Source organism: Aequorivita sp. 609 (genome assembly GCF_014212065.1).
In the GTDB taxonomy this organism is placed as follows: Bacteria; Bacteroidota; Bacteroidia; order Flavobacteriales; family Flavobacteriaceae; genus Aequorivita; species Aequorivita sinensis.
This window is the reverse complement of record NZ_JACJVM010000005.1, coordinates 69,722-96,532: the sequence shown is the minus strand read 5'-3', so window position 1 is coordinate 96,532 and position 26,811 is coordinate 69,722. Positions and strand designations below refer to the sequence as shown.

Sequence of the window (26,811 nt, the reverse complement as noted above, 5' to 3'; positions counted from 1 at the left end):
ATTAATCCGTTACACATCCTGTTGAAGCACATGAAACACATTTGGCATATTTGTATAAAACTCCTTTAGTTGCTTTGAGGTTTGGACGTTTCCATTCTTCCTTTCGTTTGGATAACTCCTCTTCACTTACTTTTAAATGAAGTGTATTATTTTTTGTATCAATAGTGATAGAGTCTCCATCCTTTACCAAAGCAATAGTTCCTCCGTCATAGGCTTCAGGGGTTATATGGCCAACTACAAATCCATGTGTGCCCCCTGAAAATCTTCCATCGGTAATTAATGCCACATCTTTTCCTAATCCTGCACCCATAATAGCGGAAGTTGGTTTTAACATCTCTGGCATACCAGGACCACCTTTTGGTCCGCAAAAACGGATTACTACTACATTGCCAGTTTTTACTTCTCGCGTTTTTATACCTGTAATAGCTGCATATTCATCGTCATAAACTTTGGCTGTACCTTCAAAATAACTCCCTTCATTCCCGCTGATTTTTGCCACTGATCCTTTTGAAGCGAGATTTCCGAAAAGAATTTGTAAGTGCCCCGTAGGTTTTAATGGATTATTTAAGGAATGAAAAACATCCTGACCTACAGTTAAATTTGAGACATCTGCTAAGTTTTCAGCAACTGTTTTTCCTGTAACCGTCAAGCAATCGCCGTGTAGTAAATTATTGCTAAGTAAGTACTTCATTACTGCTGGTACACCACCTACAGCGTGTAAATCCTCCATTAAATATTTCCCACTTGGTTTTAAATCGGCTAAAACTGGAACTTTATCACTTATTCTCTGAAAATCAGTTAAGGTTAGTTCGATATCTACTGAATGTGCCATAGCTACCAAATGAAGAACTGCATTGGTAGATCCGCCGAGCACAGTAACCATTGTTATTGCATTTTCGAATGCATTTTTGGTCATTATGTCCTTTGGTTTGATGTCCTTTTCTAGTAAAATTCTAATTGCTTTTCCCGCGTCTAAGCACTCTTGGTTTTTTTCTACACTTAAAGCAGGGTTTGATGAACTATAGGGCAAACTCATTCCCAAAGCTTCGATAGCCGAAGCCATAGTATTGGCAGTGTACATCCCGCCACATGCACCAGCTCCTGGACAAGCATTTTGTATTACACCTTTAAAATCTTCTGGCGTTATGGTGTTATTGAATTTCTTTCCTAATGCTTCAAATGCTGAAACTATATTTAAAGATTCGCCCTTCCATTTCCCTGAATGAATACTTCCGCCATAAATCATTATAGATGGACGATTCAACCTTCCCATTGCCATAACAGAACCTGGCATATTTTTATCACAACCTACAACAGCTAAGACTGCGTCGTACCATTGTGCACTCACCACAGTTTCTATTGAATCTGCTATAACATCTCGTGAAACCAAAGAGAATCGCATTCCGTCTGTCCCGTTTGAAATTCCATCACTTACGCCAATAGTATTGAAAATCAAACCGACTAAATTCTCTGCTTTAACTCCAAATTTCACGGCTTTTGCAAGATCGTTTAGATGCATATTGCAAGTATTACCCTCATAACCAGTACTTACAATCCCTACTTGAGCTTTTTGCATATCTTCCTCAGTAAGTCCGATACCGTAGAGCATCGCTTGTGCAGCAGGTTGCGACTCGTCTTGCGTTATGGTTTTGCTGTATTTGTTAAGTGTTTTCATTAGTAAACTAAACTTAAAGTTTTATGAGATTTCCTTACCAATTTTGAATAGGCTTCTTGTATTTTTTTGCCTAGTGAATCATTCCAATTCAGTGGAAATTCTCTCTCATCAACCGAAGCAATTCCAATTACTTCAGCTGCTGTTCCACAATAAAAAGCACTATCTGCTTCAGCTAATACTTCAGGAGTATAGAGGCCTAATTTTACTTCCATTCCTAGTTTTTCTGCTAATTCCAATACGGTTGCACGTGTAATTCCTGGAAGAATATTTCCTAATTGAGGGGTGTATAACACACCATCTTTTTCGAAGAATAAATTTGCTCCTGGTCCTTCAGCTAAGTAACCATCGCTATCTAATAATAATGCCTCATCAAAACCTTTGTCTTTTGCTTCGTTGGTTGCAAGAATTGAGTTTACGTAATGTCCGCAAACTTTAGCATCAATTTTTATAGATCGTGGATGCGGACGACAGTAAGAAGATACTGTTAAACGCAATTGTTTATCTCCTAAATAAGCTCCCCACTCCCAAGCGCAGATCACAACTGAAACTTTATTAGGTCTAGAGAGTGACATATTTGGATCACAAAAAACTAATGGTCGAACATAAGCATCAGTTAAATTATTTTTTTCTAATAATTCATAAGTGGCATCTATTAAATCTTGAACTTCATAATTAAAAGGAATATTGATTAGTTCTGCTGAATTTTTTAATCGGTCATAATGCTCTTTTGCTTTGAAAATACTTGTGCCATCTGTTGTGGCATATGCACGAATACCTTCAAAAACACCATAACCATAGTGCATTGTTTGACTGTATAAGTCGGTTGAAGCTTCATTGGCTCTTGCGAATTGTCCATCGAGATAAATAACTGTGTTTTCGTTGTAATACATTTTATATGATTTATGTTTTTAATTTTTGGAGAAAAAAAAAGCCTTTCTCAAAGTGAATGAGAAAGGCTTAAAATTGGATATACCAGCCAGACTCACTCAAGGGAGCGAATAATAATGCTGATAATAATAATGTTAGTGTATTTTTTCATGATTCGAATTTGTGTTAAATTAAAAAAGCCTTTCTCAACCGAATGAGAAAGGCTTAAAATTGGATATACCAGCCTGACTCACTCGAAGGAGCGAATAATAATGCTGATAATAATAATGTTTGTATTTGTTGTCATTTAGTAATCTTAGTAATAAAAAAAGCCTCCTGATTTCTCGGGAGGCTTTTTAAATATATTGAGTATATACTATAACCTTCCCATTGCAGATGTGATAATCACATTTACAATAATAATAGAAGAAATAATATTTAGATTGTTCATAGTTTCTTTTAATTGCGTGACAAATGTAGATAAATATTTTAGTTCTCAAAATTTATTTTTTTAAAAAACATTTTTTGAACCTTAAAAGACAAGTATTTAAAAATGTTTCAAACAAAAAAAGGAGACCATATAAATGATCTCCTTTTGTACTTTTACTATTCTATCTGTTAAGACAGTATATAAAATTTAGTCTAAAACTTCTACGTTAATAGCGTTTAAACCTTTTCTTCCTTCTTGTGTATCAAAAGAAACTTTATCGTTTTCTCTAATTTCGTGAGTTAAACCTGAATTGTGAACGAAAATTTCTTCACCTGATTCTAATGTAATAAATCCGAATCCTTTAATCTCGTCGAAAAATTTTACTGTACCTTCTTGCATTTTAATTTAATTTTAAATTGTTATTAATTTTTACAATAAACATCCTGTATAAAACTTGCGTTAACTAAAATGCACTCTGCACTTTGGATAAGTAAACACTATTAAAAAGTAATTGTAAAAATTTAATTGGAAAGAAGAGTAAAAACTCGAAATATACTAATTGCACTAAATACTAAAACTATGTAGGTGTTTTATTGAGCTGCAAATATACATCCCTTTTCCACACTCACCTAATTATTTATCAATTATATTTATTTATTTTGATTTAGTTAAATTATATTTCTCTTTATAATATGCTAAAATTGGAGGAAAAGGTCCAAATTTATGTTGCTCTGGAGAAAAATCATCGGCCCATGGTCCATAAGGTGTAGATACTGGTTTTAGCTTTACATCAGGGAAATCATTTTCTTTATTACTCTTAGCTGGTCGGGGCTTACTATTTATGTACCCAGCAACATGATAAGCTTCTTTATCACTTAGTTTTGGATTATCTCTTGAAGCTTCTTCAAAAGGCATATTGGCCTTTATAAAACCTGCCGCGGTTAATACACGATGCATTCCTGCTCCATCGTTATAACTATCATCACCCCACAATGGAGGGAATTCATAACCCAAACTAAAATCAGCTTTTTTCACTCCTTGCCCATCCTCTTGATGACAAACCATGCATTGCTTATTGTAAATTTCCTTTCCGTATTCTAAGTCAACGGCTTCATTTGGAATTTCAATTGTAGTATAACCTTTGTAATCATCCATTATATCTTTAGGCATTCCCTCTCCAAGCCAATCCATATAGGCAACCATTGCTTTCATTTCTCGTGTTTCTTTATCTAACTTTTTACCATTCATACTACGCTCGAAGCATCCATTAATTCTATCTTCAATAGTTCCAACCGCGTTAGACCGACCACGAAAAGTGGGGTAACGACTAGTAACTCCAGCCCATGATGCAGATCCAGCTTGGTTCCCCGATTGTAAGTGACAACTTGTACAAGAAAGATTATTACCTGAAATTCTCATCGCAATATCTTCAGCTTGCGGTCCTAAATACTTTTGAGTTTCTGATAAGAGTTGATATCCATATTGTATTTCTTTAGAAATAAATCCAAGTGCCATCTCCTTTTCTACATCCTTAGGTTGCCATTTTGATTCTTCATCAGTTAAAATTGAGAAAACCTCTGGTTTATTAACGTATACTAATATTCCTGTAAATACTAATAAAATAGATACGATAAAGAATAAAAGAGATTTAGAGAGCTTGCCTATCTGTCGCTTAATTTCTTTCCTTTTTAATTTATGTTTAATATAATTAGTCGTTTTTTTCAAAAGGTTAGATTTAGAGTTTAGTGATAATCTGCTATGGTAATGTTTTACTTAATTTTAAAATGAATTGAGATTAATTCTCGCTTAGAGCTATTATCTTAAAGTTTAATTTATCATCTTCTAACAAGGTGTATTCAAAAATAGCCTTTCCGTACACGTGACCATCTTCAAAATCTGCAATTATCCATTTGTCCCCTAAGAGTTGGATGTTATTATAGTGCATAGTCCCTCCTAATACTGCATCCATTGGAATTAGATCTTTATTTTCTCTAAGCGCCTGTTTAATATGTTTTCCAGGATCCTCTACCCCTAGTTCTAAAAGTTTTCTCGAATCCGTTTCTGGATAATACCACTGTGGAGAATCAGTATTTTCAGTAACAGCTATTTTTGCTGTAAGAACTTCTGTTAATGAGTCATTTTGAATCTGTAAACTGTCAATTCGATTTTGTAAAATCGAATCAGAGCTTCTATAATTATTACAAGCTATTAGAGTTAGTAGCAGAAATGATAAAACTATTATTTTCGCCTTCATTACTTCATATATGATTGATTTGTCAAAAAAGATTAAACCTTATATCAAAAGAAACCTTTATTGATTTCGAACTAATTTACAAGGAATTAAACTATCAAAGTGATTCTTTTAAAAAGTTTTAACAAAAGAATTAACTAACTCACTATTCCAAAAAATATGCAATCTTGATGACAGTTTTTACAGTTAAGTTGAATAAAACTTTTAAATAAATTGTGGATTAGTAATGTGACAAATAATTAAGATTGGGGTTTATACTTGCAATGAATGGTTGGATAACCTTACCGATAATCCTATTAAACTAACGATTCATTTAAGTATTTATTCACCTAAAGAAGGATGTATAAATATAAAATTCTAAAAGCTATTAATTAATATCAAAATAGTTATAACTACATAAAAATCAATAGGGTTATTCCTAGTATTAAAATAATATTTGTTATCAAAAATGAAATCAAATAAAGTTCCAATTTATCATCCTTAATCCATTTTAAAACAAGTAAAATTACACTTGTAATTCCCGTCATAAATGAGATGGTTATAAATGTTGTTAGTAAGTTGATTTCTCTATAAGTATCAGTTAAAAAATGATTACCACGAAGTCTAAAATCTAAAAGTAAATTCAAAGTGATTATTAATACAAATAATGTAAGTAGGTGAAAGAGGGTTTTAAGGATTTTTACTGGCAATATGTGTGAATTTATTTAATATTACTTTCTAAATATAGCATTTTAATTTTTTAGATTTCTAATTTATTTTTTAAGAAAATCCTGAGGTTTTCATTGTTATAAAAAGAATTCAATAAACACTTAATTTACCTTATATTGAATTAATAGATTAAGAAACACCCTCACTTCGCACTCATTATCAACAAGTAGAGATTATAATGAACAATGATGTACTCTGTTCTATTTATATCGGTTCTAAATTATTATATTTGCACTTCGAAAAAAAATTCTATGAAAAAATTACTTTTAGCAGTAGCAACTATTTCTTTGCTAGTTGCCTGTGGAAACGACAACAAAAAGAATGAAAATTCTGCAACAAAAGAATCATCAAAAGATCAAGTTGTAAATATTTACACTCACCGTCATTATGAGCCGGACCAAGATATCTTCAAAATGTTTGAAGAAAAAACGGGCATTAAGGTAAAGGTGATTAATGCAAGTGCAGATGAGTTAATTCAGAAAATGAAGATGGAAGGAAAACAATCTCCTGCTGATGTATTAATAACTGTGGATGCAGGGAGATTAAGTCGTGCTAAAGGGGAAGGTTTGCTTCAGAGTATTAATTCTGATATACTAGAAAATACAATACCAGCGCATTTACAAGATGTCGATAATCAATGGTTCGGGTTAACGAAAAGAGCTAGAATTATTGCTTACGCCAAAGATAGAGTGAAACCAGAAGATCTTTCTACTTACGAAGATTTAGTAAATGAAAAATGGAAAGGAAAAATATTGGTTAGATCTTCATCTAACATTTACAACCAGTCTTTATTGGCATCTATAATTGCTAATAACGGTGAAGAAGCTGCACAAACTTGGGCAGAAGGAATTGTTGCAAATATGGCGCGTTCTCCAAAAGGATCAGATAGAGATCAAGTAAAAGCTGTGGTGGCTGGTGAAGGTGATTTAGCTATAGTAAACTCATATTATATTGGTAAAATGCTAAACTCTCCTGATGCAGAAGAAGTAAAAACAGCTCAACAAATTGGTTTGTTTTTTCCAAATCAAGGTGATAGAGGAACTCATGTAAACGTAAGCGGAGCTGGAGTTGCTAAATATGCCCCAAATAAAGAAAATGCAATTAAGTTTATCGAGTTTTTAATTAGCCAGGAAGCACAAAAAGTGTTTACTGAGGCAAATTATGAATATCCAGTGTTAGAAAGCGTAGAGCCAGTTAATGATATTAAGGCTTGGGGAGATTTTAAAGAAGATAGTTTAAGTCTAAACAAACTAGGTGAAAACAACAAAAAAGCAGTATTGATTTTTGATGCAGCAGGGTGGAAATAATAACGAAGCTTTCTCTTTAAAAACGAGAATTAAAAGGCTAAAGAGAGATGTAAACAAATGGTCAGTATTTACACTGGCCATTGTTTTTTTCTTAGCCTTACCCATTATATTCATTGGTGTAGAGCTATTTTCTGGTCCTGGAGAAACTTGGGGACATATAGTAGAATACCTTTTACCCGACTATATATGGAACTCTTTGTATCTCGTTTTTATATGTAGTATTCTCGTTTTGATTTTTGGAGTGTCGTCTGCGTGGTTTGTATCGCGTTACGATTTTCTTTTCCGAAAGCAAATGGAATGGCTACTTATACTACCGTTGGCTATTCCTTCCTACATTGTGGGTTATGCTTACGCTGGAATTTTCGACTATGGTGGAAGTTTGGACTTATTATTACGCCAACTTGGCTTGGAGTTTATTCGTATCGATATTATGAATAGAGCTGGGCTTGCATTTGTATTAAGTATTTCATTGTTTCCGTATGTTTACGTAAGCGCAAGAGCTTTTTTCTTAAATCAAGCTAACAACCTGCTAGAAGCTTCTAAAATGTTAGGGGTTGGAGAGCGTAAAACATTTTTCAAATTAATGCTTCCCCTCGCCCGCCCTGCTATAGTTGCTGGTTTGGTTTTGGTATTAATGGAAGTGCTCAATGATTATGGGGCAGCCAAATACTATGGTGTAAATACTTTTACTACTGGTATATTTAGATCTTGGTTTTCGTTGGAAGAACCACAGACAGCAGTGTATTTATCGGCTTTATTAATCTGTTTTATTTTCGCATTAATCCTTTTTGAAAAATGGCAGGTAAGAAAGATAAAATTTACCTCTTCAAAAACTAATAGCACTCAAATTCAGCGAAACGAAGCTAAAGGTGCAGTACAGTGGATGATTTTTTTAGTTGTATTTCTTCCTATCCTTTTAGGTTTTATATTACCTGTAGCACAATTGATATATTGGGCGGTTATTACAGCGTCTACAGTATTTGACATGGAATTCGTTATGATTTCACTTCAAAGCTTTGCTATTGCTATCGCCTCGGCTATAATAACTGTTTTATTTGCTCTAATTCTTATTTATTTTTCAAAATGGAGTACGCTTAGTACAATTAAAAATATTTCTAGAATTGGAGTTTTAGGATACGCTATTCCAGGTGCGGTAATTGCTATAGGAATAATGATTCCTACTTTAGCTTTAGACAAATGGTTAATTAATATGTTGGGTAAATTCGGAATAGATACTGGATTAATCATCAACGGGACATTGCTTGCATTACTATACGCTTATGCAGTTCGTTTTTTAGCCGTTGCCTATAATCCTATAGATTCAACAGCGTTAAAGGTTGATAATTCTATTCCAGATTCATCAAAAGTTTTAGGAGTTGGAAACATAAGAACCTTTTTTAAGATTGATTTTCCTTTGATAAAGACGGGAGTGTTTAGCGCTGTAATATTGGTTTTTATAGATGTAATGAAAGAGTTACCTTTAACATTAATACTAAAACCTTATCATATAGACACTTTAGCCGTAAAAGCTTTTGAATATGCTAGTGATGAGATGGTGATGGAGGCCTCTATCCCTTCTCTTTTCATTATCTTTACAGCTATGATTCCTGTGATATTTTTAAATAAATTATTGATTAAAAAATAAACATGCTAACAATAAACTCTCTTTCCAAAAGCTTTGACAAGGGTAAAACTTACGCCCTTGAGAATGTGTCTTTCAATTTGAAAGCTGGACAAGTATGTGCCATAGTTGGAGAGAGCGGTAGTGGAAAAACTACCTTAGTGCGTTTAATTGCAGGTCTTGAAAGACCAGATCACGGGAGTATTGCGATGAATGATAAAATTATTGCTTCTCTAGATAAATTTATACAGCCGGAAAAAAGAAAAATTGGATTGGTTTTCCAAGAATACGCGCTTTTTCCACACCTAACAATTTTGGAAAATGTTTTATATGGAATTTCCAAAGTTAGAAACAAAAAGAAGAAAGCACAAGAGATGCTCGATTTGGTCGGTTTAAGTGATATGGGGAAACGTTACCCGCATCAATTATCTGGCGGACAACAGCAGCGTGTAGCTTTAGCAAGAGCACTAGCGCCAGAGCCTTCGTTATTAATATTAGACGAGCCTTTTAGTAATCTTGATACCATGTTGCGTACTCAACTGAGAAACGAGGTTTTCGAAATTATTAAAAAAACAGAAGTTACTGTGTTATTCGTTACCCACGATACCCAAGATGCCCTTTCAGTTGCAGATGAAATTTTAATTCTTCAGAAAGGAAAAGTAATTCAAAAGGATGTAGCGGCAAATCTATATGTCAAGCCAAATACTTTATACGTAGCTTCATTATTTGGAAGTACTGTACATATCAATAAAAATTTACAGAATGCTTTCCGCTGTCCTTTAAAACAAGATTGCTGTCACGCTATTCGCAACGAGAAAATTATAGTAAGCCCCTCCTCTGCTGAAGCCGATTGTGAATACATTACAGCTGCCCAAGTGATTAAACAAATTCAATTAGGTGATTCTACACAATTAGTTTTAAAACTTGAATCTGGGGAGCAATTAACTGTAATGACACAAGATAAAAATATTGCAGATACTATTTATGTAGGATTTAATTCTAAAGATATTTTAGAATTTGAGCAGGAGTAATTATTTTGCTCTACAAGTTTAAGTCTATTACTTTTAAATTCCGATTTCGGGTTTTCTCATAGAATCTCTTAATCGAATTTGTAAAACACAAAAACGGTCTGAGAAAAACTCAAACCGTTTTTTATTTATACTCTAAAAGAGAATTTTATTTAATTCTTAAAAACCGTTTCACCGTCTTTAGTTAATTCCAATTTTTCACCTTTTCCTCTTAATTCGTAAGTATCGTTTTTATACCAAATTCCAGATGCTGCTTTCTCAGCAACTAGGTCGATTTGTTCTCCACCATTAAGGTATGCTTTAACCGTTCCTTCGGTATTGTTGAAGGTTAGATCTAGTGTTTGGCCTTTGTCATCCTTTAATGAAGATTGTACAATATCATCTTGGTGTTCGAAAACAATCTCATCCCCTTTTTTTAATTGGATATCATTGCCCTTTCCTCTTAACTCATAATTTTCATTTTTGTACCAAAATCCAGATGCTGATTTCTCCTGTTGCAAATCGATCGTCTCTCCATCAAAAACAAGAGTTGCCGTTCCTTTTGTATTATTAAATACAATTTCTAATTCTTCACCATCTTTGTTTACAGTAGTCGTTGTAACAAAATCATCCGAAACTTGCTCAACGGTTTCTTTTACTTCAACGTTTTCCTGTTGAGGCGCGTCTTTACAAGAGATTAAAGCTAATGCTGAAAACATGGTGATTGTTAAAATATTCTTTGTCATTTTTTAATTTAGTTTTTAAAATTAAGTTTTATTTCTGCCCATATAGTTTGCAAATACTCTGCCAAAACCATACAATTCCATAATGTATTTTTATAAAATAAAAAACGGTCAGAGTTTGATACCTGACCGTTTAAATTAACTTAATTAGAGTGTAATCTATTTATAACTTAAGCTTGTTTTGTAAATTGTACATCTACAACCATTTTTACTTTGTCAGAAACAACGATGCTTCCTGCTTCAGTAACAGCGCTCCAAGTTAAATTGAAGTCTTTTCTGTTAATAGTACCTGTCATTTCAAATCCAGCTTTTGTTTGTCCGTAAGGATCTACAGCCACACCGTTTAATTCTGCATCCAAAACAACTTCTTTTGTGATGTCTCTAATCGTTAAATCCCCTACTAATTTATCACCATCGAATGATTTTGAAACAAATTTCAATTCTGGAAATTCCTCTGAATTGAAGAAATCGTCAGATCTTAAATGTGCATCTCTATCCTTGTTTTTTGTGTTGATAGATGCTGTTTTTGCGGTAAATGTAAATTCTGCATTTTTAAAGTCGTCTCCATCCGTTTTTGCAGTTGCTTCAAAATCTTCGAAGTGTCCTGTAACGGTTGAAATCATCATGTGCTTTACTTTGAATGCTATTTCTGAATGTGCGCTGTCTAATGACCAATTTGTGTTCTTACTCATTTTGTTATGTTTTAAAATTATTAATTCGTTTTGTTCAATCTGTTTACTTTTTTGATATCCAGTTATCTAAAGAATACTTCCCTGCGCCAATTAATGCTATGGAAATATATATTGCTGCATAAAGAAGAGGTAGTTCTTGTCTACCAAAGCCATCATTAGCATGTACTATAAATGCTGCAACGAGCATTGTAATAGCTAATGGGATAGCTGCAAGTCTAGTACTTAAGCCTATGATTAATAGAATAGCACATAATACCTCTGCAAAAACGGCTAGTGCTAGGGAGGCCGATGCTCCTACACCTATAGGATCTCTGAATTGAATTGGTTCTCCACTAAAAAAAGCTTCAAACTTACCTAAACCATGTGTTAACATAAAAGCACCACCTACTACTCTTAGTACTAATAATGCTATACTAATATTTGTATTAGTAACTCCTGAATTTAAAGATTTTATTAGAATTGCTCGCATCTTAAATGGTTATTTTAATACGTCTTGAATATCCTCTAACTTCTTGAACATTGCAGCAGCAAATGGACATAAAGGAGTAATTTTTATATCTTTCTCTCTAGCCATTTCTACAATTTTATAAAGCAATTGCTTACCTATGTTTTTTCCTTTAAACTTTGGATCTACTTCGGTATGGTCGATGATAATGTGATTATCTCCTGCTACTGAATACGTCATCAACCCAGCTCTTTCATCGCCTTCTCGGGCCATAGCATAACCCTTATTGTCTAATTCTTTAATTGTAATTTCCATGTTTTTAATATCTAAAAAGTTAGTTATTACATTGTCATTGGTACGTCCATAAGCAATACACGGGCATCGTCTGTTGCTTTTACATTAATGCTTTCTGTATCCCAAATTCCCATACCATCTCTTTTAGAAAGTTTTTCACCATTAATTTCTACTTCACCTTCTAAAATGAATGCATAAACACCATTTCCTTCTCTTTTAATCTTGTACTCGTCAGATTTTCCTTTTTCAAACTTTCCAATATGGAACCAAGCATCTTGATTGATCCAAACTCCTTGATCGTCTTCATTAGGTGAAAGCACTTGATAAAATTCATTCTTCTTTGCAATATCTCTAATTGAGATTTGATCATACCTAGGCTTTACTTCTCTTTCTTTTGGAAAAACCCATATCTGAAGAAACTTTACTTCCTTATCTTTATTCTTATTATATTCAGAGTGTGTGATTCCTGTTCCAGCACTTAAAACTTGAACATCTCCTTCTTTAATTACTGCCACGTTACCCTTACTGTCTTTATGCTCTAAATCACCTTCTAATGGTATAGATATAATTTCCATATTGTCGTGTGGGTGAGTTCCAAATCCCATTCCAGCTGCTACGGTATCATCGTTTAATACACGTAACACACCAAAGTGCATTCTTTCTGGATTGTGATAGTTTGCGAAGCTAAATGTATGGTGTGAGTTTAACCAACCGTGATTAGCGTGTCCTCTTGTTTCTGCTTTGTGAATTACTGTATTCATAGTATATATATTTTTATTTGGTAAATGATTAAATCCTACTTGTTGCATCAATTTATCGTAAGTCGATTTTATATTATTGTTTTTACCTGCTTTAAGTGCTTGGGGAGCAATCGCGCCAACAGCACCAGTTAACAAAACATTTTTTATAAACTTTTTACGATTCATAGTATTTGCTTTAAGTATGGTACAAAGATATAACCCTTTATAAGTGTGGGGAATATGAAAAAAAGGGATAGCCTTATGAAAATCCGATGTTTACCTTAAAAAGACAAAAACAATGTAGTGATTACACTATTTGACATAAAAATACTATGTGCTTTCTGCTACAAATTACAACTTTCAGTTAGGATAGGAAAGTGCTATAAGAATCTCTTAACAAACTAATATTTAATTCTGATTAAGCTTAAAGTCTGAAGGAGATACTTTGGTGTTCTTTTTAAAGAATGCACTGAAGTTTGCAGGAGCATTAAACCCTAACTCGTATGCAATTTCTTTAGTTGTTAAATCGGTAAAACAAAGTAATCTCTTTGCTTCTGTAATTATTCTAGCTTGAATATATTCTTTAGCTGTTTTGCCTATTCTAGATTTAATGGTACGATTTAAATGATCTGGAGTTATATGTAGTTCATTAGCATAAAATGTAGTAGAGTGTTCTTTTTTATAACTTTTCTCCACCCCTTTTTTAAATGCTCTTATTAAATTATCTCCTGTGCTATCAACATCAGATTCTATTGGATTAATAGAACATATATTGTTACACTCTATAAGTAACAACTTCAAAAACGCACCAATAGACAATAATTTCATGTTTTTCTCACTGTTGAATAATTTGAAAATTTGATTGGTATAGTTGGTTATTGTTTCAAATTGTTCTTCAGTTGGAATTAATGGTGGACTTTGACCGTAATTATTAAAGAGATTTAAACTATCAATAAAAGAAAGTCGAATTAAATTTTCAACTAAAAATTGATTCGAAAATGTCATCGCATAACCATACGATTTTTCAGTTTCAACAACTTGATGTACTTGCCCTGGAGCAACAAAGAATAATTGTTTATCACCTAAGTCGTAAGTATTAAAATCGATTATATGTCTTCCTCTAGCTTTCTTAACAATTAATACAGTATAGTAATCATGTCTATGAGGCACGTCCACTTCCCCATTTCTTCTTGTGTAAATATCTTCCATTCTTGATATTCCAAAACTCACGCTGTGCTGATTGATATTTACATTCTGATATGTTTTTACGCTATCCATTGGAGTATTTTCTACACAAGTTAAATTTTAAGAGACTTCTTCAAAAGTACAATTTTGTATTAAGTCTATAATATTGATTTATGTTTTTGGAGATTTTTTTATGCTTCTTTTTACTAACAAGATTCCCCAAGTAGTTAAAACAAATGGTGCGGTAAGCGTTATTATTCCTGTTGCTCCTAAACCAATATTCACTAATGAAGAGAAAATAATAGCTATTGAAATCCAAATAAAATCACTCCATTTTTTACCAAAAAGCGCAATTGCACAAAGTATGGCATTATATCCCATAAGTCCGGCGTTAATGCTGATTGCAGGTTCTGATAATATCAATGCTGTTAAGGAACCTAAAACAGCGGCATACACTGCATAAGCAGCCATCAATTTGTTGTTTACCAAAATTGCTAGTAGAAAAAAGAGTCCTGTTATTGTGTTTTCTTGAAACATCACTTGCCCAAAACTATTACTTACTGCCGTAACAAAGTTAAATGTGGTTTCACTTACTGCTGAAGATGAAATCAACGGATATTGAAAAACTAATTTAAGAAAATAAATAAGAAACCAAGTTACAATTACAAAGGGTGATGTAAACGGAGGAATGTGCTTTTTTAAGAAATTCATAAATAGAGTTGACAAAACTGAACCCAACACAAGTGCAATAGCAGTAATTAAATTAAACTCAAAAAAGCATAGTACTGCAATTCCAGTAAGCGTTCCATTAAATCCGTAAAGTCCATTTTTAATATCATCTTCGGAGTATTTTAAAGATTGCGCTGTAATAGTACTGATAATAGTTCCGATAAGGGCTGCTAATCCCATTATCCAGGAATTGTAAAAGATTCCAATAATAAATAAGATTCCAGAGTAAATATTATTTTGAAATATTACCTGACCTATACCCCGTAGAATTGAATCTATAAACTTCATTTACAATTGCCGTATTTACTTTTATGGACGAATATAGCTTTATAACTAAAATCCTGATTGTTTTTTTAAAAATACTAATGTAATTTTAATGAACTCAATTTTAAAAAAAATAAATATCAATAGATTCTATATAAAAAGAAAAACACCTAAAACAATTTGGATCCCCCAGTTCCAAACCATTCTAAGTGTTTAGAATAAATACTAAGTTTAGTATTACAATTTACGTCTATAGCGCATTATCAATTTCATTTTGAATTTGTCTCCAATCGTAAAAATGAAAAGATTTTCCGTTTGTCATCGCTACGAGCATGCCCTTAGGAAAGTGTTCTCCTAAATTTACATTAGTTGCCTCTGCCCCATCACATTCATCTGTAGAAACAGAAACGGAAGTAATAAGGTTATGAGTGTGTTTATCTTTTGAAGCACCTTCACGTGGATATACTAAAAACTTGTTTGCTTGCTGATCTGAAACCAATATATATCCTGTTCCTTTTCCGGTAGTGTAAATTGCAATTCCCTCGTGATCTCGTTTTGCATCTTCTTGACCAAAAAATGACAATTGAGTATTATCATTTAAATCTGGATCGGCGTAATATTTACGAATTCCCGCGGTTTCATCAGAGTAATACACAAATCCCAATGCATTATCTACGGCTATAGCTTCAATTTCTTTCCTTCCACTATATTCTCCAAATTCTCTTACTTTCATACCTTTTACCACCTTATTTTCATCGGTAGAAAGTTCGTATTGCCATAGATAACGCCCAGATGGCCCTGACTTTCTTCCTACTATAGCATACACTTGAGAGGTAGAATCGGTAGTTTTTGTGTATAATGAAATTCCCATAGGCTCATTGTGTCCTTTACCTTTTTCATTTTCAAAAACTTTAATCCCTCCATCGTCAATTGGCGTTAGATCGGGTAATCGAAAAACTCGAATACTGTTTGCCTTACGTTCGGTAAGTACAGCAATATCAATTTTTTCTCCTCCCCAATTGTAACCATAAGCGATATCAACGTTGTTCGGACGTTTTAAATTAAGAACTTTATTGATAATTTTTCCATCTAAGTCATAAGCATACAGCCCTCCATTCATATCCTTATCGGTTCCTAAAACAATACTTTGCTTAGGATTTGTAGGATGTATCCAAATAGCAGGGTCATCTGTATCATTTGGTGTTTGCTCGGTTATAACAATAGGTTTAAGTGAATTTAAATCTGTAATTTCAGCTTTATTCTTACAAGAAATTAAACTGGAAAATCCAAAACCTAATAGTATAAATCTATTCATTATTTTTATCATCTTATTTCTTTTTTAAATGCATTGTGTGTAATATTTCCGCACTGTTTTCATGTGCTTTTATGGTCTTAATTTCTATGGAATCTCCATTAACTGTAAAGCTCATAAAACCTGGTTCTGCTTTTGAAAAAATGGTACCTTCCCGTGTTCCTGCTGGGCGCGTTTCACTTCCTCCACCAGACAAAAACTGAGTCGTAAACCTACCCTTTGGTTTTATAATTTGTAAGTCGTGCTCATGACCACAGATATAAGCATCTACTTCTAAAGAATCGAATAAATCTGCAAACTGACTTTCAAAATCTTTAGTATCCTTAGCCTCTTTACGCTTTCCACCACTATACAATGGATGATGGCCTACAACGACCTTCCAGGCAATGCTTTCATCTGTTGTACGCAACGTTTCAATAAGCCATTTTTTTTGCTCTTCAGCGTTTTGGGATTCCAGATGTGGATACTTTTCAGTTTTACCTTGATAGCTTTGAATAAACGGGCTCGTATCCATAACCACTAAAAGTAGCTTTTTTCCGTCGTTTAATTCAAAAGTTTTACTGTAATAAGGAGCCGGCATATTCCAACGACGGCTGATATCTGAATACGCAATTTGCGCATCAATATTTCCTCTATGATCGTGGTTTCCTAAGGCAGCATACCAATCAATATAAAGTGATGGATGCGTATAAATATTATTAAATGAAGCATGCCAATGTTCGTCATAAATACTTGCTACACCATTTGGATAAAAATTATCGCCAACCGTAACAATAAATTCTGAATCTAACATTAAGGCGGCGTTTCCCAATTGTTTAGCAACTTCTTTTTGATAGTATTCGCCTACGCGACCAAAATCGCCAAGAACTAAAAAGTTTAAATCTTCATTTTCATTTTTAAGCTCCGGAATAAAGTCGCCTTTATATCCAGCCGTTAGCTTTGATTCTATAAATGACTCTTGCCCAAACATGGTTTGCAGCAAAAGAAAGAAAATAATAAAGTGTAATTTTTTCATGATAATTTTAATAATAAAAGGTTTTTACAAATCGAATTTTAATCCTAAATTAAATTTAGGAAGGTAGTATTCCGCTTGCATGGTACGCTCTGAAACTCCTTGGTAATAGCGTAATGGTTGATTTGTCAAGTTATTTGCTTCAGCAAAAACACGTAGATTTTCTGATAGTTTATACGAAGCATTGGCATCTAAGAAAAATTGTTTGTCGTAGTATCTGTCTTCAAATTCATTCCCTCCTAATTCATCTATATAATCAGAGCTGTAATTTGAAGAAACGCGAATTGAAAACTTATCGTTATCCCACGAAAGTGAAGCATTAAGCATATGAGGAGCAGTACCAGGTAAATCTATTCCTTTTCTTTCTTCACCATCTTCGTTTGTAATTCCCTTCGTTTTAGACTTCGTTAATGTATAGTTTACGTAAACCCCTAAAGATTTAAAGAAGTCTACTGGTATGAAATCTAATTGTCTCTGAAGCGCCACTTCAAACCCATATACATCTACATTATCACCATTTTTTGACTGAACAAAATCCCAAGTTTCACCATTTGAAATAGGATTTGATTGGTTTGGAAAATCTAATGCAAATTTTTCTTGGGTGTATTGTGAATCACTTGCAGTATAAATGAAGTTTTTCATATTCTTATAAAAAACGCCTCCAGATAAAATCCCTACAGACTTGAAGTATTTATCCACCATTAAATCAAAATTAGTAGCATTTGTAGCATCTAGTTCTGGATTTCCTGCTGAAATTTCATTGTCTTCAGTATTTACATTAACATAAGGTGCCAATGAATAGTAGTTAGGACGCGCCAATGCTGTTGAAACTGCTGCTCTTAATATTAAATCTTTTTGGATGTCATATTTGATAGCTAAACTCGGCAAGATGTCTGTGTAGGAGTTTGTATTAGAAATTTGTCCTACTAGCTCCTCTTCTTCCTTAACATAATTTCCCGTATAGTCAATATTAGTATGTTCAACTCTTACACCAGTAATAATCGAAAACTTATCGGATAAATCTTGATCCCAACGAAGGTAAGCTGCTGAAACACGCTCTTTAGCTTTATAGTTTTCAGACAAATATTCTGAAGGATCTAATTCGCCTTCAAATAAACTAGTATTGGTTAGATTTAAATTTCCCAGAAAAGATTTATCTACAAAAAATCCAGGAAAATCGTTCGGTCCTGCTTCCCAATTACCACCTCCGTAGTAACTAAGTGGAAGACCTGCTAATGTTCCGAAAGTTGTTATTGGTTCGTACTCGTAAAAGATATTATCTCTTTTCTTCTCTTTGATTCGCAAACGAAGTCCAGTTCTTAAACGTCCTTTTTGTCCATCAACTACAGAAAATGGAATACGAATGTTCACCTTTGCTCCAATTTCTTTTTCTTCAGTAAAATTGTGATTTTCTGATAATTGATTCATCTTGAAAGTATCAAGACCATCACCTGAAGCATTTACTAACGGAAAGTTTAAGTCACTTAAATCTTGACTTAAGTCTAAACCTTTCGACTGAAAACTTAAATAACGCTCATTAGGTCTATCCTCACTAGCAGTTGCATAATTTACTTGCCAGTCTAAATCTAACTTAGCGTTAATTAAGTGTTGACCACCAATCGAATAATTTTGAACACGTTGATCTTCTAAACGCGTATTTTTATTACGGTTATTATCAATTCCTCCCTTGGTTTCTCTTCGAATATCTCCTGTAAATCCAGTTAAATTATCTTGGTCGTCATATACAGGTTTAATTTTTCTATAACGAACTCTGTATCTATTTTCTCTATCGTCTCTCCAATTGTACATGGAATTAAGAAATAGCGTATTGTTTGAGTCTAGATTATAATCTAGTGCTAAAGCAAAACTTCTTCTTACACGTTGCACATCGTACTTTCGAATATCTTTTTCACCTATATATACCTGTCCTTTCTCACCCTCTTTCCATTCAGCTTCAATATTATCAGAACCGAAATTGTTGTTATTATAGGAAGCACTAAAAACTGCTCCTAATTTATTGTCGAAAAAACGATTCCCGTAAACCAATCCTGCGGTGTAATTTCCTTTTTCACGAATTGGAGCATAGCCACCTGCTAATGTTGCTGAAATTCTTTCTCCATTTGGAGAAGCTCGAGTAATCAAGTTTACCGAACCTCCAATAGCATCGGCATCCATATCTGGAGTTAGTGTTTTGTTTACTTCAATAGTAGAAATCATATCGGAAGGAATTAAATCCATCTGAACGTTTCTGTTATCGCCTTCAGCAGAAGGAATTCTATCGCCATTTAATGTCACCGAATTCAACTCTGGCGCTAATCCTCTAATAATTAAATTTCGTGCTTCACCTTGATCGTTTTGAACTGTGATACCTGGAACACGCTTTAAAGCATCCCCAACATTTGCATCTGCAAACCTCCCTACTTGGTCTGAAGAGATGACATTAGTAATGTTCTGATTGTTTTTTTGTTGATTTAACGCTTTTGCTTGACCTTTAAGCCGTTCTCCAGTAATTATAACTTCATCCAAACTTTCTAAATCGGAAGACATTATAAAGTCTAACCTTGAGTTTTTCCCTATTTCAACTTTCGTTTCCAAAGTATGAGGTAAAAAACCTAAATATTGAACCGTAACCCCGTAAGTTCCTTCAGGAACATTTAGAAATTCATAATATCCTATTTGGTTTGAAATAGTATATCGTTGTCCACTATCAAGAGTTACAGTAGCTCCTGGTAGTGATAAATTTCCTTGTTTATCAATAATTTTACCTGAAATAACTCCACTGCTTTTTTGTGAAAATGCACTAAATGCAATAAAGAGTGAAAAGAATAAAATTGTAATTTTTTTGGTCATTTGATTTATTGTTTTATTTATTATTGCCGCCAAAACTACCTATCAAATGTTACCTCTATGTTATACAATTGTTTCCATATTAAGAACATAATTTGTTATTGAAAGCAGCTGTATTATTAGCAGAAAAGGGTACCGTATTCATTTTACAATTATATCTTTAGGCCTTTAAAAAAACCGATTTATTTGAACAAAAACTCCAATGAATAAAGCTGAACGAATTAAAAACGCAACAACTACAATCTTTAAAGCTGTATTTCCTAATACTACAAATCATTACGACACGCTTTTTGGTGGAACGGCAATGCAAATGATGGATGAGACTGCATTTATTGCTGCTACCCGATTTAGCAGACAACAAATGGTAACTGTAAGCAGTGATAAAATAGATTTTAAAAAGGCGATTCCAGCAGGAACTATTGTTGAATTAGTTGGATATATTACCCATGTGGGAAACACTAGCTTAAAAGTTAGAGTAGATATTTATGTTGAAGAAATGTATTCAGATTATAGAGAAAAAGCGGTCTCTGGAGAATTTACCTTTGTGGCAATAGATGAGAACAAAAAACCAGTAAAAGTTATTTAAGAATTTCAACTACCATATAATACTAAAACCTGTATGTATTGTTGGTTTAAAAGTATTCGAATTATGAAGGATTGAGGAGAATTACTGCACAGAGAGTAATTGTTACAAAATTCTTTTACCCTTTTGCAATCTTCATTTCGTTATTGATTATTTGAGCCACTGCTTGTCTGTATTTTACAGGGTTTGAAGCCTTCTTAATGGCTTTATACGTTTTCTGTGGATTGGAAGTAGATTGTGAAAAGTATTCCCAAAATCCCAACATTTTCATTTTAATTGGGGTTGGTCCAGATAAATATTCGTCGTACTGCTTATAAATTGTATCGTGAAACTCAGAAAAAATGGCCCATCTGTTTTCGGGATATTCGGTAGTATTGTTTTTAATCATACTTGGTAAAAAAGGATCGGCTATTAAGCCACGACCAATCATGAAATGGTCAAGTGTTGGGAAGCGTTCTTTAATAGCTTTATAAGCTGCAACACTAGTAATATCTCCATTGTAGTACAACTTATGCTCAGTGCCAGTTAAACATCTTTCAAAAGCATCTAAATCTACAGGACCTTTGTAAAGTTGTTTTCCAATTCTAGCGTGAATTGCAATATTTTTTAGCGGATATTTATCTAAAATTGGAAAAGCATCAAGTATTTCTTCTGCATGTTCATATCCCATTCGCATTTTCATTGAAACTACAATATCAGTTTCATTATGTGCTCGGTGTAAAATTTCATCAATTTTTGAAGGATTACATATTAAGCCCGAACCCATTCCAGATTTTGTAACCATAGGATAAGGACAGCCTAAATTCCAATTCAATTCTTTATAACCCAAACTTTGCACATACTTCACAACAAAAATAAATTCGTCTGCATCATTGGTCATCACTTGAGGAATAACCGTTACAGTTTTGTTGTTTTCAGGTTCTAAATCGTTTTGATAAGATTGTTTGATTTTTAGCTTTCCATTCAACCTTATATAAGGTGCGTAAAATGTGTCAATACCTCCGAAATAATAATTGAAAGCATTGCGAAACCTGAAACTTGTAAATCCTTGTAAAGGGGAAGAAAGTAATGTAGAAGCCATCTTATTATTTAGTGGAGTAAAGATATAACAATTGATGTGTGATTTTTGCCATCCGTTTTCAAAAGTTTTCTAATAAAAAACACGGGCAGAATACCCGTGTTTTTAGATGAAAAGCTTTTAATTGAAGCTTAAGTAGCAATGTTAATTTTAAATCTATTTCACGAATTTAAAAGAATGCCACTGATTATTCATTTTTAAACGCACTATGTATATTCCAGAATTTAATGCTGAAATGCTTATAGACTCTTTATTGTTGTTTAAGTTTTCAGTTAGTACTAAACTTCCTAAAGCATTATAGATTTCAACCTGCTCCATAATAGCCGAACTTTGTAAATTCAAGGTATTGCTCTGAATAAATTGTGTAAATGGAGTTTCTTTAAACTTTCCTGTACTCAATACATTATTAGTTTTAAGATTATCTATAAACATATCTTCAAATAGGAAAGCTTCTATAGCATACTCATCAATTGCTTCCTGTGAACCCCAAAGCGTATCTTGATGGATTTCTATTCCATTTGCATAATATGTAATTGTTTGATTTGTGTAATTGAATTTCAGTTTTATCTCGTTAAACTGTCCTACATTTATTGGAGCCATTGCAATTGGCACTGGATTCACTACATTAACTTTCGCTGGAAAAACATATTCTTCTTGAATAATGATAAAGGCAGCATATTCATCATTAGACATAATTTTCCAGTAAAATGTTGTATTCCCTCCTGGTGCATATATGTCCATAGAAATTTCTAAATCATCTTGTACAGGAAGTGCTTCTGCGAAATTCCAATCTGCAAAAATTAATGGCTGACTAGAATCGTAAGTCATTTTTAAAGAATTTTCACCTTCAGAAGCATTTTCACTTGAAACAAAAAAATAATTTGATGTATCTGAAGTTTCTTGCCATCCATTAATTCCGTCCACTAATTCTCCGGGAGTATAACCTTCAGATGTTTCAAATGATGTTTGTTGAGATTGAGCCGAAATTGCTGCCATTGCTAAAGCAAGAATTAATGTAATTTTTTTCATAAATTTTCTATAAGTTAGATTTTAAAATGCAAGTATAATCTTATTCCTAATTAACTGCACACCCCACTCTAAAGTTTTTGGAATAAGCCGAATTTTCTAAAACAAATATGATAAGTGAAGTAAAAAATTCTTTTAGCGAAGTGAATTCCCTTAACGCTTCTTTAATGAGTATTTTTGCCTACTCTACTATATATTAAGAAATATGCAGCATTTTAAAGAAACCACCAAAAAGAAAGAAAAATCACAGCCAAAAGTTACTATGCTGCAAGCATTCAAGACCATAATTTGGCCAAGACGAAATTTAGTTTTTATAGGTTTAATTTTAATCGTTCTAAGAAGTTTGTCAGGATTAGTCTTGCCCTGGCAAAGTAAAGTGTTACTAGATGAGGTTGTACCCAATAAAGATTTATCTCAACTCTATACCTTAATTGCCATAGTAATTACCGCAATAACCGTTCAGGCATTAACCTCATTTTTACTTACTAGAATACTTAGCGTTCAAGCCCAATATTTAATTAGTGAATTGAGATCGAAAGTTCAAAAAAAAGTACTTTCCTTACCAATTAGTTTTTTCGACAACACCAAATCTGGAGCCTTAGTATCTAGAATTATGACCGATGTTGAAGGAGTAAGAAACCTCATAGGAACAGGTCTAGTACAATTAGTTGGGGGTTCGTTTACTGCAATAGTCTCCTTGATTATTCTAATAAAGTTAAATGCCTGGATGACACTATTTGTGTTTGTCCCTTTATCTATATTCGGTTTTATTGCTTTAAAAGCCTTTAAATTTATCCGACCAATTTTTAGAGCACGAGGCAAAATTAACGCCGAAGTTACTGGTAGATTGACAGAAACCCTTGCAGGAGTTCGTGTGATAAAAGCATTTAATGCAGAGGAACAAGAGAATATTGTTTTTGAAAGAGGCGTTGAAAAACTATATCAGAATGTAAAAAAGAGTTTAACAGCCACTGCTCTTATGACAAGTTCTTCTACCTTCTTAATTGGAGTAGCCACAACAGGAATAATGGGAATTGGAGGTTATTATATGATGATTGGCGAAATGACTACTGGAGACTTCCTATTCTTCACATTAATTCTTGGGTTTATGATTGCGCCAATTATCCAAATGAGCAATATTGGAAGTCAGCTAACCGAAGCTTTAGCCGGTTTAGACAGAACGGAAGAGCTAATGAATAAGATGGCAGAAGAAGACAATCCTAAAAGAAACATTCAGTTAGAGACTTTAAAAGGTGATATAGAATTTAATGATGTTTCATTTTCTTATGAAGAAGGAAAACAAATATTGCACAACATTAATTTTAAAGCGCCAGCAGGTTCTGTTACAGCTTTAGTGGGAAGTTCAGGCTCTGGAAAATCGACAATAGCAGGGCTTTCAGCTACTTTCTTAACGCCACAATCTGGAAAAGTCACTATCGATAATCAAGATTTATCACAAGTTAAATTAAGCAGTTATCGTCAGTATTTAGGTGTTGTTTTACAAGATGAGTTTTTGTTTGAAGGCACTATTCGTGAAAATATAATGTTCCCAAGGCCCAACGCAACAGAAGCTGAATTGCAAAATGCGGTAAAAGCAGCCTATGTAAATGAATTTACCGATAGATTTGAAGATGGCTTAGAAACTTTAATTGGAGAAAGAGGTGTAAAACTTTCTGGTGGACAAAGACAGCGTTTAGCCATTGCTCGAGCTATTTTGGCAAATCCAAAAATCATCATTCTGGATGAAGCTACATCTAGTTTAGATACTCAAAGTGAAGCATTAATCCAAAAGAGTTTAGCCGAACTAATTAAAGATAGAACTACCATTGTTATTGCTCACCGCCTTAGTACGATAAGAAAAGCAGATCAAATTTTGGTAATTGAAGCAGGACATATTGTTGAACGAGGTACTCACGAACAATTAATTGCAAAAGAAGGTAGATACTATGAACTGTATACCTACCAAGCAAAGATTTAAAAGTTTTAATTTAAGAGTTTTAGCAAGAAGATAATTGCATGATCTTTAGCGATATACTGATAAAATAATCTAATTAAACCCCAAAAAGTCAAATTGCTAATGGGGTTTAATTAATTGAGGAGATAAAAGCCTAAGCTTAATGCCAAATATAATAATTAATTTCAATTATCCTAAAAAAAAAATCTTCTCCCTATACTATCAAATTATTTTTTCAACATTCTAACCTCTTCTCGATCTAAAATATTCTTATAAAAAAATTAGAAATTTTATAAAAATTATTTCGCTTCCTAAAATTTTCAATTTCCTATTTTAAGTATTTAATTTATTCTACTTGCTCATCGTCAGATTCAGTATATTTAGCCAAAAGTTTATTGGAAACCTTATATGTTGCGGCATAGGTAAGCCCTTCTTGACGGGATTTAAAAGTTAAAAATGCTTTTTTATACCATTTTGGATCTGTAGCTTTCTTTTTAAAATCGTCGTGTGCTACATTCTCAAATTCTTCGTTATTTAGCCAAGTATGTATGCTATAAACTCCAATTCCAAAATGTTCTAGACGCTGAAGAATAACTTCGAAATCTGATTCAGAAAAACGATGAATAGTATCTTTATCATCTCCTTCATTCATATTTTTGAAATCTGTAAATATATTTTTTTCTAAAAATTCGGTTTGTTCCATTGTTGGTTATGTATATGAATTGTTGTGATTATTTATTTTATAAAGATAAACTTATTAGAATTTAGGATTTGAAATTATAATTGTGTTTTTCGCTTCTACTTACTCACTCTATTTCAATTCGTAAAAATTTCGCTTTCCCATTTTAATTTTGGTTTCACTTTTTAAGTCAACACTCATAAAAAGATCAGTCATTTTTTGTTCATTAATTTGAACAGCTCCACTATTAATAAGTCTTCTAATATTCGATTTACTCAACTCCCTATTTAATTCAGAACATAAATCAAGTAAACTAATCGTGCCATTTTCAGTTTGAAATGTATTTAAGTCAACAGGTTCGAATACCTTTTCTTGAAAATTTTTATTCTGAAATTGATTACTAAAAAAAGCTTCTGCCTCTTCTGCTGCAACTACATTGTGGTATTGTGTAATAATATTTTTAGCAATCAACTTTTTAATGTTCATCGGGTTCTCCCCTTCCTCCATGCTTTTCATAATAGATTCTATCTCTTCTACAGAAAAGTCTGTGGCTAATTCTAAAAACTCATTAATCAAATCGTCTGAAATTGACATCGTTTTTCCAAACATATCGTTGGGAGAGTCAGTGAGCCCGATGATATTATTTAGAGACTTACTCATTTTCTCATTTCCGTCTAGTCCTCTTAACAAAGGCATACACATTACGGTTTGAGGACTCATTTGGAATGTTTCCTGCAATTGCCTTCCCATAGTACAATTAAAAAGCTGGTCTGTTCCTCCCATTTCGATATCTGCTTTAATTTTCACCGAATCGAAGCCTTGTAGAATTGGGTAAACAAGTTCGTTCATTGCAATAGGAGTATTTTCAGAAAAACGCTTATTGAAATCATTTCTGTGCATTAATTGAGCAACGGTAACCTTAGATAGTATCTGAATTACTTCTGTAAACTCAAGCTTATCTAACCACTCTGAATTAAAAACTATTTTAGTTTTTTCAATGTCCATAATTTTGGATAACTGATTGAGGTAAGTTTCAGCATTGTGTTGCACTTCATTAACGCTCAGTGGCATTCTACTTTTATTTTTCCCCGTTGGATCTCCAATACGGGCGGTAAAACTTCCTACCAAAATCACAATTTGGTGTCCTAAATCTTGAAATTCTCTTAGTTTTTTTAATACCACGGCGTGTCCCAAATGCAAATCTGGAGCAGTTGGGTCGAAACCAAGCTTAATTATTAACTTGCGATTTTCCTTTTCGGCTTGTTTTAATTTTTCCTCCAATCCATTTTCTGGAAGAATAATTTCAACATTTTGTTTTAGTCTTTCAATAGTTTCCATTTTTTCTTAAATAAAAAAGCCCGA

The 26,811-nt window shown here is 33.1% G+C and carries 25 protein-coding genes; 5 read left to right on the top strand and 20 right to left on the bottom strand.

Annotated features, from left to right (window positions below; all coding sequences use genetic code 11):
- Nucleotide 1 precedes the first annotated feature (1 nt).
- The 6 genes from ilvD to H4O20_RS02885 all read right to left on the bottom strand — a co-directional run bounded on the left by ilvD (nt 2) and on the right by H4O20_RS02885 (nt 5,849).
- Complete coding sequence (gene ilvD / locus H4O20_RS02910) at nt 2-1,675, bottom strand: dihydroxy-acid dehydratase (RefSeq protein WP_185098228.1); 1,674 nt, start codon at nt 1,673-1,675, stop codon at nt 2-4.
- Nucleotides 1,675-2,565 carry a branched-chain amino acid transaminase gene (locus H4O20_RS02905; protein ID WP_185098227.1) on the bottom strand — a complete coding sequence of 297 codons (891 nt, stop codon included), beginning with the start codon at nt 2,563-2,565 and terminating at the stop codon, nt 1,675-1,677. The genes ilvD and H4O20_RS02905 overlap by 1 nt, the downstream gene beginning before the upstream one ends.
- 614 nt (nt 2,566-3,179) lie before the next feature.
- Nucleotides 3,180-3,371, bottom strand: a complete 192-nt coding sequence (locus H4O20_RS02900; RefSeq protein ID WP_139854717.1) for a cold-shock protein — start codon at nt 3,369-3,371, stop codon at nt 3,180-3,182.
- A 255-nt stretch (nt 3,372-3,626) separates the two neighbouring features.
- Nucleotides 3,627-4,697, bottom strand: coding sequence for a c-type cytochrome (locus H4O20_RS02895; RefSeq protein ID WP_221442694.1), 1,071 nt, complete (start codon nt 4,695-4,697; stop codon nt 3,627-3,629).
- 70 nt (nt 4,698-4,767) lie between these two features.
- On the bottom strand, nt 4,768-5,226 hold the full coding sequence (locus tag H4O20_RS02890; RefSeq protein ID WP_139854718.1) for a hypothetical protein: 459 nt from the start codon (nt 5,224-5,226) through the stop codon (nt 4,768-4,770).
- A gap of 389 nt (nt 5,227-5,615) precedes the next feature.
- Nucleotides 5,616-5,849: a hypothetical protein gene (locus H4O20_RS02885; protein WP_139854719.1), complete on the bottom strand. Its 234-nt coding sequence runs from the start codon at nt 5,847-5,849 to the stop codon at nt 5,616-5,618.
- Between the two features lie 333 nt (nt 5,850-6,182).
- On the opposite strand from H4O20_RS02885, the gene H4O20_RS02880 reads away from it, so the two are divergent.
- From H4O20_RS02880 to H4O20_RS02870, 3 genes are read left to right on the top strand one after another with little or no spacing between them, the layout of a single operon-like run.
- Nucleotides 6,183-7,238 carry a Fe(3+) ABC transporter substrate-binding protein gene (locus H4O20_RS02880; protein ID WP_185098226.1) on the top strand — a complete coding sequence of 352 codons (1,056 nt, stop codon included), beginning with the start codon at nt 6,183-6,185 and terminating at the stop codon, nt 7,236-7,238.
- The gene (locus H4O20_RS02875; RefSeq protein WP_139855025.1) at nt 7,219-8,883 is read left to right on the top strand and encodes an iron ABC transporter permease; all 1,665 of its coding nucleotides are present in this window, start codon (nt 7,219-7,221) and stop codon (nt 8,881-8,883) included. The genes H4O20_RS02880 and H4O20_RS02875 overlap by 20 nt, the downstream gene beginning before the upstream one ends.
- Nucleotides 8,884-8,885: 2 nt before the next feature.
- A complete protein-coding gene (locus tag H4O20_RS02870; RefSeq protein ID WP_185098225.1) occupies nt 8,886-9,890 on the top strand; it encodes an ABC transporter ATP-binding protein in 1,005 nt (334 codons plus the stop codon).
- A 149-nt stretch (nt 9,891-10,039) separates the two neighbouring features.
- On the opposite strand, the gene H4O20_RS02865 is transcribed toward H4O20_RS02870, so the two are convergent.
- The 10 genes from H4O20_RS02865 to H4O20_RS02820 form a co-directional block, all read right to left on the bottom strand.
- A complete protein-coding gene (locus H4O20_RS02865; RefSeq protein ID WP_185098224.1) occupies nt 10,040-10,612 on the bottom strand; it encodes an MliC family protein in 573 nt (190 codons plus the stop codon).
- Between the two features lie 167 nt (nt 10,613-10,779).
- Nucleotides 10,780-11,301 carry a YceI family protein gene (locus tag H4O20_RS02860; RefSeq protein ID WP_139854723.1) on the bottom strand — a complete coding sequence of 174 codons (522 nt, stop codon included), beginning with the start codon at nt 11,299-11,301 and terminating at the stop codon, nt 10,780-10,782.
- A 43-nt stretch (nt 11,302-11,344) separates the two neighbouring features.
- Complete coding sequence (locus H4O20_RS02855) at nt 11,345-11,770, bottom strand: DoxX family protein (protein WP_139854724.1); 426 nt, start codon at nt 11,768-11,770, stop codon at nt 11,345-11,347.
- Between the two features lie 9 nt (nt 11,771-11,779).
- On the bottom strand, nt 11,780-12,088 hold the full coding sequence (locus tag H4O20_RS02850; protein ID WP_262710110.1) for a GNAT family N-acetyltransferase: 309 nt from the start codon (nt 12,086-12,088) through the stop codon (nt 11,780-11,782).
- Nucleotides 12,088-12,801 (bottom strand): pirin family protein, encoded by a 714-nt coding sequence (locus H4O20_RS02845; protein ID WP_221442697.1) that lies wholly within the window; start codon nt 12,799-12,801, stop codon nt 12,088-12,090. Before H4O20_RS02845 ends, H4O20_RS02850 begins: the two co-directional genes overlap by 1 nt.
- A gap of 387 nt (nt 12,802-13,188) precedes the next feature.
- Nucleotides 13,189-14,058 (bottom strand): helix-turn-helix domain-containing protein, encoded by an 870-nt coding sequence (locus tag H4O20_RS02840; protein ID WP_185098222.1) that lies wholly within the window; start codon nt 14,056-14,058, stop codon nt 13,189-13,191.
- Nucleotides 14,059-14,136: 78 nt separating this feature from the next.
- On the bottom strand, nt 14,137-14,982 hold the full coding sequence (locus H4O20_RS02835) for an urea transporter (protein WP_139854727.1): 846 nt from the start codon (nt 14,980-14,982) through the stop codon (nt 14,137-14,139).
- A gap of 226 nt (nt 14,983-15,208) precedes the next feature.
- On the bottom strand, nt 15,209-16,273 hold the full coding sequence (locus H4O20_RS02830; protein WP_185098282.1) for a phytase: 1,065 nt from the start codon (nt 16,271-16,273) through the stop codon (nt 15,209-15,211).
- Between the two features lie 13 nt (nt 16,274-16,286).
- A complete protein-coding gene (locus H4O20_RS02825) occupies nt 16,287-17,285 on the bottom strand; it encodes a metallophosphoesterase (protein WP_185098221.1) in 999 nt (332 codons plus the stop codon).
- A 24-nt stretch (nt 17,286-17,309) separates the two neighbouring features.
- Nucleotides 17,310-20,132: a TonB-dependent receptor gene (locus H4O20_RS02820; protein ID WP_185098220.1), complete on the bottom strand. Its 2,823-nt coding sequence runs from the start codon at nt 20,130-20,132 to the stop codon at nt 17,310-17,312.
- Nucleotides 20,133-20,331: 199 nt separating this feature from the next.
- On the opposite strand from H4O20_RS02820, the gene H4O20_RS02815 reads away from it, so the two are divergent.
- Nucleotides 20,332-20,715 carry an acyl-CoA thioesterase gene (locus tag H4O20_RS02815; protein WP_185098219.1) on the top strand — a complete coding sequence of 128 codons (384 nt, stop codon included), beginning with the start codon at nt 20,332-20,334 and terminating at the stop codon, nt 20,713-20,715.
- Between the two features lie 115 nt (nt 20,716-20,830).
- Here H4O20_RS02815 and H4O20_RS02810 read toward each other — a convergent pair whose 3' ends face one another.
- Complete coding sequence (locus tag H4O20_RS02810) at nt 20,831-21,793, bottom strand: tRNA-dihydrouridine synthase (protein ID WP_185098218.1); 963 nt, start codon at nt 21,791-21,793, stop codon at nt 20,831-20,833.
- Nucleotides 21,794-21,946: 153 nt separating this feature from the next.
- The gene (locus H4O20_RS02805) at nt 21,947-22,819 is read right to left on the bottom strand and encodes a T9SS type A sorting domain-containing protein (RefSeq protein ID WP_185098217.1); all 873 of its coding nucleotides are present in this window, start codon (nt 22,817-22,819) and stop codon (nt 21,947-21,949) included.
- Between the two features lie 202 nt (nt 22,820-23,021).
- On the opposite strand from H4O20_RS02805, the gene H4O20_RS02800 reads away from it, so the two are divergent.
- Nucleotides 23,022-24,794 carry an ABC transporter ATP-binding protein gene (locus H4O20_RS02800; RefSeq protein ID WP_185098216.1) on the top strand — a complete coding sequence of 591 codons (1,773 nt, stop codon included), beginning with the start codon at nt 23,022-23,024 and terminating at the stop codon, nt 24,792-24,794.
- Nucleotides 24,795-25,116: 322 nt separating this feature from the next.
- Here H4O20_RS02800 and H4O20_RS02795 read toward each other — a convergent pair whose 3' ends face one another.
- Both H4O20_RS02795 and tyrS read right to left on the bottom strand, forming a co-directional pair.
- Entirely contained in the window at nt 25,117-25,473 is a 357-nt protein-coding gene (locus tag H4O20_RS02795) for a hypothetical protein (RefSeq protein ID WP_185098215.1), read from the bottom strand.
- Between the two features lie 108 nt (nt 25,474-25,581).
- On the bottom strand, nt 25,582-26,787 hold the full coding sequence (gene tyrS / locus H4O20_RS02790) for a tyrosine--tRNA ligase (protein ID WP_185098214.1): 1,206 nt from the start codon (nt 26,785-26,787) through the stop codon (nt 25,582-25,584).
- Between the last annotated feature and the right edge of the window lie 24 nt (nt 26,788-26,811).

Excerpts from the sequence above, each read along its gene's own strand:
- ilvD (WP_185098228.1), bottom strand. The coding sequence starts at position 1,675 with ATGAAAACACTTAACAAATACAGCAAAACCATAACGCAAGACGAGTCG.
- H4O20_RS02905 (WP_185098227.1), bottom strand. The coding sequence starts at position 2,565 with ATGTATTACAACGAAAACACAGTTATTTATCTCGATGGACAATTCGCA.
- H4O20_RS02900 (WP_139854717.1), bottom strand. The coding sequence starts at position 3,371 with ATGCAAGAAGGTACAGTAAAATTTTTCGACGAGATTAAAGGATTCGGA.
- H4O20_RS02890 (WP_139854718.1), bottom strand. The coding sequence starts at position 5,226 with ATGAAGGCGAAAATAATAGTTTTATCATTTCTGCTACTAACTCTAATA.
- H4O20_RS02880 (WP_185098226.1), top strand. The coding sequence starts at position 6,183 with ATGAAAAAATTACTTTTAGCAGTAGCAACTATTTCTTTGCTAGTTGCC.
- H4O20_RS02875 (WP_139855025.1), top strand. The coding sequence starts at position 7,219 with ATGCAGCAGGGTGGAAATAATAACGAAGCTTTCTCTTTAAAAACGAGA.
- H4O20_RS02870 (WP_185098225.1), top strand. The coding sequence starts at position 8,886 with ATGCTAACAATAAACTCTCTTTCCAAAAGCTTTGACAAGGGTAAAACT.
- H4O20_RS02865 (WP_185098224.1), bottom strand. The coding sequence starts at position 10,612 with ATGACAAAGAATATTTTAACAATCACCATGTTTTCAGCATTAGCTTTA.
- H4O20_RS02860 (WP_139854723.1), bottom strand. The coding sequence starts at position 11,301 with ATGAGTAAGAACACAAATTGGTCATTAGACAGCGCACATTCAGAAATA.
- H4O20_RS02855 (WP_139854724.1), bottom strand. The coding sequence starts at position 11,770 with ATGCGAGCAATTCTAATAAAATCTTTAAATTCAGGAGTTACTAATACA.
- H4O20_RS02845 (WP_221442697.1), bottom strand. The coding sequence starts at position 12,801 with ATGAATACAGTAATTCACAAAGCAGAAACAAGAGGACACGCTAATCAC.
- H4O20_RS02840 (WP_185098222.1), bottom strand. The coding sequence starts at position 14,058 with ATGGATAGCGTAAAAACATATCAGAATGTAAATATCAATCAGCACAGC.
- H4O20_RS02835 (WP_139854727.1), bottom strand. The coding sequence starts at position 14,982 with ATGAAGTTTATAGATTCAATTCTACGGGGTATAGGTCAGGTAATATTT.
- H4O20_RS02830 (WP_185098282.1), bottom strand. The coding sequence starts at position 16,273 with ATGAATAGATTTATACTATTAGGTTTTGGATTTTCCAGTTTAATTTCT.
- H4O20_RS02825 (WP_185098221.1), bottom strand. The coding sequence starts at position 17,285 with ATGAAAAAATTACACTTTATTATTTTCTTTCTTTTGCTGCAAACCATG.
- H4O20_RS02820 (WP_185098220.1), bottom strand. The coding sequence starts at position 20,132 with ATGACCAAAAAAATTACAATTTTATTCTTTTCACTCTTTATTGCATTT.
- H4O20_RS02815 (WP_185098219.1), top strand. The coding sequence starts at position 20,332 with ATGAATAAAGCTGAACGAATTAAAAACGCAACAACTACAATCTTTAAA.
- H4O20_RS02810 (WP_185098218.1), bottom strand. The coding sequence starts at position 21,793 with ATGGCTTCTACATTACTTTCTTCCCCTTTACAAGGATTTACAAGTTTC.
- H4O20_RS02805 (WP_185098217.1), bottom strand. The coding sequence starts at position 22,819 with ATGAAAAAAATTACATTAATTCTTGCTTTAGCAATGGCAGCAATTTCG.
- H4O20_RS02800 (WP_185098216.1), top strand. The coding sequence starts at position 23,022 with ATGCAGCATTTTAAAGAAACCACCAAAAAGAAAGAAAAATCACAGCCA.
- H4O20_RS02795 (WP_185098215.1), bottom strand. The coding sequence starts at position 25,473 with ATGGAACAAACCGAATTTTTAGAAAAAAATATATTTACAGATTTCAAA.
- tyrS (WP_185098214.1), bottom strand. The coding sequence starts at position 26,787 with ATGGAAACTATTGAAAGACTAAAACAAAATGTTGAAATTATTCTTCCA.